The sequence below is a fragment of the Amycolatopsis sp. SB7-3 genome (genome assembly GCF_041021335.1).
In the GTDB taxonomy this organism is placed as follows: Bacteria; Actinomycetota; Actinomycetes; order Mycobacteriales; family Pseudonocardiaceae; genus Amycolatopsis; species Amycolatopsis japonica.
This window is the reverse complement of record NZ_JBFPJQ010000014.1, coordinates 1-4375: the sequence shown is the minus strand read 5'-3', so window position 1 is coordinate 4375 and position 4375 is coordinate 1. Positions and strand designations below refer to the sequence as shown.

The following is a 4375-nucleotide window of genomic DNA, read 5'->3' as shown; positions in this document are numbered from 1 at the left end:
GGGCCCAGGGCCTGGTTGAGAACCACGAGTTCTCCCAGACCTGGGCCCTTTTCTCATACCCGAAACCCGCCACACCCGTGATCCGACACGGAACACGCGTGATTGCAGAGCGAACACACGTGATCCCACGGACGACACCACCACCGGCCGAGTCGGCCCTCTGATCACGCGAGATCCCCCTCTAAACACGCGAGATCCGCCTCCAATCACGCGAGTCACGGCCCCGATCACGCGAGTCGCGGGGACAGGCACGTGAGGAGAGGGCGAGCCCGGCGCATTTAGAGGACTAAATGCGCGACGGGGCCCGGGGTGAGCGCATTTAGAGGACTAAATGCGGGAGGGGGCGAGGGCGGGGAGCGAGTCGGCGAGCGGGCCGCGGACGACGGCGGTGGCCATGTGGTCGTAGGGCGTCTCGGAGCCATTGCAGATGACCACCGCGGCGCCGGCGCGGGAAGCGACACTCACCAGTGAGGCGGCCGGCTGCACGCTCAGGGAAGACCCGGCCACCAGCAGGAGATCGGAGTCGGAGACGGCGGCACGCGCGGCGCGGAGCAGGTTCTGGTCCAGGTGCTGGCCGAAGGAGACCGTGGCCGACTTCAGGATGCCGCCACACACCAGGCAGGGCGGATCGGCCTCGCCTGCCCGGACGCGTCCCAGCGTCGCGCGCATGTCCCGGTGATCGTCACAGGACAGGCAGACGGACTCGAACATCGTCCCGTGCAGTTCCAGCACCCGCTCGGGTGGAGAGCCCGCCTTCTGGTGCAGCCGGTCGATGTTCTGGGTGATGATCCATGTCGGCGACAGGCGCTCGAGGGCGTAGTGCGCCGCGTTCGGCACGGCGTCCCAGCCGGGATGCACCAGCCGCGCCTGCCAGGTCCGCTCCCGGACCTCGCGGCTGCCTTGGTACGCCTTGAGGTTCGACATCTTCTCCGCGCCAGGGTCGCGGGTCCACAGGCCCTGCGGGCCGCGGAAGTCGGGGATCCCCGAGTCCGTGGAGATCCCGGCGCCGGTCAGTGCGACGATCCGGCCGGCGCCGGCCACGAGGGCACGGGCGGTGCTCAGGGTGCTGGTCACCGCCCCATCATCCCTCTACTTGAGCGCGCTGCCCGCCTGCCAGTCCGTCCACGACTTCGACCAGTCGCCGTAGAGGTCCCACACCGGCAGCTGCGGGCCACCGGAGTTGGTCACCTCGACGACGTCGCCGAGCCCCATGTTCTGGTAGAACCACTGCGCGTTGGCGGCGTTGAGGTTGATGCAGCCGTGCGACACGTTCGAGCTGCCCTGCGCGCCGACACTGTTCGGGTTCTCGTGGACGAACTCACCGTCGTTGGAGATGCGCAGCGACCACTTCTCGTTCGACTTGTAGTAGCCCGGCTGGCCTTGGCAGACGCCGTACGTGCACGAATCCATCGTGTAATTCTCGTGTTTGTCCGAAATGACGTGCGCGCCCAAATGGGTCGGCGTGGCGTCCTTGCCCATGGAAATGGGCATCGATTTCGCGAGCTGGCCGTTGTGGAAGACCTGCATCTGCTCGGTGTTGCCGTCGGCCTTCGCGACCCAGGAATCGTGCACCTTGTACGTTTCGGTGCGATCGGTCGCGCCGTACACGCCATTGCCGAAATCGACACCGTAGATCATCGCCGACACCTTGAGCGTCGTCCCCGGCTGCCAATACACCTTGGGACGGTAATGGACGTTCTTGTCGTCGATCCAGTACCAGGAGCCCTCCTGCTTCGGCGTCGACTCCACGGACAGCTTCTTCTCCACGTCGGCCTTGTTCTTCACCGGCTGGCCGAAGGTGAACACGATCGGCTGCCCGACGCCGACACCGCCGGAAGCGACCGCCGAGGGAGCCGGGATCAGGTTCGGGTTCGCCTGCTGCTTCGGGCTCAGCGTGGAGAGCCTGCTCTGTTGCTCGACGGGCTTTCCGTCGCTGCCCTGGGCATGCGCCACGATCTTGTAGGTGCTGCCGTAGCCGAGCGGTTCGATGGTCTTCCAGCTGAGCCCGTCGCTCGCCAGTTCGCCCTTCACCTGGTTGCCCTTGTCGGCGTTGCTGACGGTGACGTCGATCAGCTTGCCGTGCTCGGCCTTGACCACCACCGGGGTCGCCGGATTGACGTTCGTCCCGCCCGCCGGGTCGATGGTCACCGAAACCGCGCTTTCGTCCGATCCGGCGCTCGGGCCGGCTGAATTCGAAGTGCCGGTGCCGCCGGAGGACGAACAGGCCGAGATCAGCAGTGTCGCGGCGAGTATTCCGGCCGTCGAAAGTAATGTCTTCTTGGGAAACATATGGGTCTCTTTTAACGTCGCTCGTTCAGCGGAAAGGTCCTTTTTCAAAACTACGCGACGATGAAGACGTGATCGATGTCGGTTGGTTGCTTCTCAGTCCACGACGAGACCGGGCGCACCATAAAGGCCGGGGCCATCGACACTCAATTCACCCAAATAGGTCTTCGCGGCGTCGTAGGCCTCGGCGGTCAAAGCCGCGGTGTGGCTGAAGTCCAGCGGGCTGACCCGCACGGGCTTCGGCCCGGGCACGTAGACCACGGGCACCTCGGCCGCGGCGATCGGCGCCTCCAGGACCGCCTGGTTCCGCATGCTGATCATCGCGGTGAACATCATCACCTCGGCGAAGGTCTGCGGGGTGCCGGGCATCTTGCCGGGGAAGGCGCAGTCGAGGACGACGAGCGATTTCGCGCCCATGGCGAGCGCCTGGCGCATCGGCACGTTGGCGACCAGGCCGCCGTCGTAGAGCATGCGCTCTCCGAAGGGCACCGGCGGATAGATCCCCGGAATCGCGCAACTGGCCAGCAGCGGCGCCAGAACGGGCCCGGAACGGATCAGCAGCGGCTCGGCGGTGTCGACGTCCGTCGCGACGACACCCAGTGGCAGCGCGAGATCTTCGAAGCGGACGCCCTCGCCGATGTGCTCGTCGACGATCGCGGCGAGCCCGGTGTTGGGGAACAGGTTGGTCTTGCTGTGCCGCAGGGTCCGCACCTGGCTGAGCACACCGCCGGGGAACGCCTCGTGCCGCGTCATCCGCGACCAGATCCGGTCGAGCCTCCCGCTGGATTCACCCCCTAGGGCGAGCACGGCGGCGTTCAGCGAACCCACGGAGGTGCCGACGACGAGGTCTGGCGCGATGCCCGCTTCCGTGAGGGCACGCAGCATCCCGACCTGCATCGCCCCGAGACTGCCGCCGCCACCGAGGACGAAACCGATCGGCTGGGGCAGGTTCAGGGCGGTCATGCCCGGAATCTAGTCGTCCGCGCCGACCTTCGCCGGAGTGGCTTCTTCGGCTGTGACCGCGAGCGCTTTCTTCTTCTTGTAGCGCAGCAGGAAGAACACGGCGACACCCACGAGCACGCCGACGATGACCAGGCCGCCGGTGTTGAGCGCGCCTTCGACCTTCTTGGCGGCTTCGCCGAGGGCGGCACCGATACCGATGTGGATGGCCGACCAGCAGGCCGCACCGGCCGCGGCGGCGGGCAGGAACTTACGGAAGGGCAGGCCCGAGGTCCCGGAAGCGGCCGGGGTCAGCGTGCGGATCACGGGAAGGAACCGCGCGAAGAACACCGCCCAAGCGCCTCGCCGTTCGAGGACTCCCGTCGCCTTGTCCCAGGCGTCGAGGCCGTACTTGCGGATCAGCTTCGTCTCGCGCAGGCGCGGGCCGAAGCGTTTGCCGATCGCGTAGCCGAGCGAGTCGCCGAGTGCGGCGCAGACCGTCACGACCGCCCACAGGGTCAGGAAGCGCGAGACCGACGTCGCCGTCGTGGCCGCGACCAGCAGCCCCGATTCACCGGGAGCGATGAAGCCCAGCCCGATGGTGCATTCGGCGAACACCAGTCCGCCGGTCGCCGCGACCAGTCCCGGTTCCGGGAGTCCCTGCAGCCAGTTCAGAAGATCGGTTACCAACGCCACCAGGTCACTTTACTGATTCGTGACCTGGTGGGTGGCGATGTCGCGAAGAGGGTGACCGGAGTCACCGGGCCAGCAGTGAGCTGGCTTCCTGCGCGGCGGGACCTTCGGCGGCGAGGTGGGCCAGGTTCTCCGACAGCGGCTCGCCGCGGTGGGCCTTCGTCTGGGCGAAAAGGCGACCGGCGCGGTACGAGGAGCGTACGAGCGGCCCGGCCATGACGCCGGCGAAGCCCATGGCCTCGGCGGCGTTCGAGTGCTCGACGAACTCTTCGGGCTTGACCCACCGGTCCACGGGGTGGTGACGCGGTGACGGGCGCAGGTACTGGGTGATCGTGAGGATCTCGCAGCCCGCGTCGACCAGATCCTTCATCGCCGGAGCCACCTCCTCCGGCGTCTCACCCATACCGAGGATCAGATTCGACTTCGTCACCAGACCGGCCTCACGAGCCTTCGTGAT

General features: G+C 67.0%; 4 protein-coding genes and 1 pseudogene. All 5 read right to left on the bottom strand.

The window, feature by feature from the left end; translation table 11 throughout:
- Window positions 1-327 precede the first annotated feature (327 nt).
- On the bottom strand, window positions 328-1074 hold the full coding sequence (locus tag AB8M46_RS39925) for an NAD-dependent deacetylase (protein ID WP_394363511.1): 747 nt from the start codon (window positions 1072-1074) through the stop codon (window positions 328-330).
- A gap of 15 nt (window positions 1075-1089) precedes the next feature.
- The gene (locus AB8M46_RS39920) at window positions 1090-2289 is read right to left on the bottom strand and encodes an Ig-like domain-containing protein (RefSeq protein WP_394363510.1); all 1200 of its coding nucleotides are present in this window, start codon (window positions 2287-2289) and stop codon (window positions 1090-1092) included.
- A gap of 93 nt (window positions 2290-2382) precedes the next feature.
- Window positions 2383-3249, bottom strand: coding sequence for a patatin-like phospholipase family protein (locus AB8M46_RS39915; protein WP_394363509.1), 867 nt, complete (start codon window positions 3247-3249; stop codon window positions 2383-2385).
- A 9-nt stretch (window positions 3250-3258) separates the two neighbouring features.
- Complete coding sequence (locus tag AB8M46_RS39910; RefSeq protein ID WP_037344669.1) at window positions 3259-3921, bottom strand: DedA family protein; 663 nt, start codon at window positions 3919-3921, stop codon at window positions 3259-3261.
- Between the two features lie 61 nt (window positions 3922-3982).
- Window positions 3983-4375: pseudogene (locus tag AB8M46_RS39905) on the bottom strand (lipoyl synthase); the annotation flags it as partial.

Bases quoted from the DNA above. Each gene is read 5' to 3' on its own strand.
- AB8M46_RS39920 (WP_394363510.1), bottom strand. From the start codon at position 2,289: ATGTTTCCCAAGAAGACATTACTTTCGACGGCCGGAATACTCGCCGCG.
- AB8M46_RS39915 (WP_394363509.1), bottom strand. From the start codon at position 3,249: ATGACCGCCCTGAACCTGCCCCAGCCGATCGGTTTCGTCCTCGGTGGC.